This window comes from Nesterenkonia salmonea, assembly GCF_005771525.1.
GTDB classification, from domain to species: Bacteria; Actinomycetota; Actinomycetes; order Actinomycetales; family Micrococcaceae; genus Nesterenkonia; species Nesterenkonia salmonea.
In genome coordinates, this window is record NZ_VAVZ01000099.1 from 1 (window position 1) to 1,384 (window position 1,384).

Annotated in this window: 1 protein-coding gene; it reads right to left on the minus strand. The window is 62.1% G+C overall.

What is annotated here, in order from left to right:
* Window positions 1–26: 26 nt before the first annotated feature.
* On the minus strand, window positions 27–1,094 hold the full coding sequence (locus tag FEF26_RS15430) for an IS110 family RNA-guided transposase (RefSeq protein ID WP_138254415.1): 1,068 nt from the start codon (window positions 1,092–1,094) through the stop codon (window positions 27–29).
* Window positions 1,095–1,384: the final 290 nt, after the last annotated feature.

Below are 1,384 nucleotides of genomic sequence, written 5' to 3' on the forward strand. Positions count from 1 at the left end.
AAACGCGACACTCCTATAGATAAATGTCAAGCGTTGGGGGTGAGGGTTCTGCCGGCGAGGGATCGGCAGATGACTGGGTAGAGCTGGCGGACGAGGTAGCGTTTCAAGCAGCGGATGATCTCCATCTTGGTTTTACCCTCCGCGGTGCGACGTTCAACGTAGTCCCGTGTGGCCTGGTCATAACGCATCCGTACGATCACCACGTGATACAGCGCGGAATTGGCCTGGCGGTCGCCAGCTCGGTTCAGCCGATGCCGGTTGGTCTTGCCAGAGGATGCTGGAGTCGGGCAAGCCCCGGTAAGGGCCGCGAAAGCGGCCTCGGAACGGAGTCTGTCGGGGTTATCGCCGGCGGTGATCAACAGCTGCGCGGCCGTGTCACGTCCGACACCGAAGACCTCCATCAGTTCGGGGGTGTGATCGTTCAGGAGGCGTTCCATGTGAAGGCTCAGATCTTCGATCTGTTCGGTGAGATGTTTCCACCGCCTGGCCAGCAGTCTCATGCTGTAGGCCGTTGCCTCTTCAGCACTCACCGGGATGCGAGCGGGCCGGGAAGCCGCCAGCGATGTCATGAGTTTCATGTTCGACAGGCCACGGTAGCGTGAGCGCAGCTGTTCTGGCCCGGAGATCAGCATCGCCTTGATCTGGTTAGTCGTCGCCGTCCTGGCGCTCAAGGCCGAGGTCCTGCTGGTGCGCAGCACTCGTAGCGATTCGACGAGCCCGTCGCCGCCTTTGGGTGCGGCATTGGCCCGGCCGGAGAGGACCGCCTCCGCAGCAGCGTAGGCATCGAAGGTGTCGGTCTTGCCCTGCATGCGGCGATCGAAGCGGTTGGGCCGGTTGACCTCGACGACATTCAGGCCAGCTTCCCGCGCCGCGCGGCTTACCCCGGCACCGTAGGAGCCGGTGCATTCAACGCCGAGGGCTGCTAATTGTGGCCATCGGTTCAAGAACCGTACCGCCGCGCGGTACCCCGAGGAAGTCGCCGGGACTTGGATATCTTCCAGCGGGGTGCCGAGGTGATCAACGACCGCCACGTGATGAGTGTCAGTGTGGGTATCAATCCCGCCGTAGACGAGAGTCTGTGTTTCAGTGACCATGGAACTGTGCCCTTCCTGCGTAGTTGGGGTACGCAGCCCGGCAGGGGCGTCAGTCAGTTCACTATCGGGGACTTCGCCAGACTCCTATCAGGACATGACGGCCCCACCGGGCTGCACTGTACTGTGAGCCCGGCCAATCGACACGTCGCGTGAAGGACAACCACCCGTAGGTGACGTCAGAAGAGCCGTGAGTCAGACCCGGCCACTACACCATCATGGCCCAGAGCCGCGGGCCGCCACATCCCTTAAGGAGTCAGACCAACCGGTCCACACATCAATAGTGAAGAGCC

What these genes read in the sequence shown, in the direction of transcription:
- FEF26_RS15430 (WP_138254415.1), bottom strand. Translation starts at nt 1,094, where the DNA reads ATGGTCACTGAAACACAGACTCTCGTCTACGGCGGGATTGATACCCAC.